General features: G+C 35.3%; 2 protein-coding genes. Both read right to left on the minus strand.

Features of this window, described 5'->3' with window-relative positions:
• Positions 1 to 13: 13 nt before the first annotated feature.
• Positions 14 to 319, minus strand: a complete 306-nt coding sequence (locus CO726_RS31150; protein WP_000426064.1) for a DUF2325 domain-containing protein — start codon at positions 317 to 319, stop codon at positions 14 to 16.
• Entirely contained in the window at positions 310 to 693 is a 384-nt protein-coding gene (locus CO726_RS31155) for a hypothetical protein (protein ID WP_099686851.1), read from the minus strand. The genes CO726_RS31150 and CO726_RS31155 overlap by 10 nt, the downstream gene beginning before the upstream one ends.
• Positions 694 to 706 lie beyond the last annotated feature (13 nt).

Here is a 706-nt window from a genome sequence, read left to right on the forward strand (position 1 = left end):
CTTACTACTAAACTTATGCTGCTTGCAAATGCTTTAACCCAATCTCTAACGCACCTGTTCCTCCAAAACCCTGATTAAATAAAAGTGGGACATCATACTTCTTTGCGTATTCTTTTGCTACATCAATAGACACATGACCACATGCACCTTTCTGCACTACAATAACATCACATTTTTTTATGACACTACGAAACGTTTTCTTTACACCACCGTGATTTTTCCCATCATGAAAGATTACCTGGCAATCTCTTTTTTTCGCTAATTTCTCCAATGTTCTACCATTTGAACCACCTAAAACTAGAATTGTACTCATTTCCATTCACTCTCCACATCTTTATTTTTTTTATATGTACTTGGCGATGCTAATAATACAATTGTACAGATAACAATATTCAGGAATATTACACCTACTATTAATACAATTGCGAAGATAGGTAGCAAAAGCATGAAAATAAAACCACTTACAAGCAAGCAGATGAATATAAATCCATTGCTCATGTCTTCATAACCATCTAATCCTGTTACTATATCTAAACTGTGCATCCAAACTGTGATACTATCCCAATTTGTGATCAACAGGTATCCACTACCTACTAGTAATGCCCATCCAAATAATGTCCCTAAAAGTCCCGAGCCTCTTCCAGAAGAATATCCTGCAAAATAGTTTGCTGCTGTTCCAAATAATAATCTCATTGTTTTTACCTCC

This window comes from Bacillus fungorum, from assembly GCF_002746455.1.
In the GTDB taxonomy this organism is placed as follows: domain Bacteria; phylum Bacillota; class Bacilli; order Bacillales; family Bacillaceae_G; genus Bacillus_A; species Bacillus_A fungorum.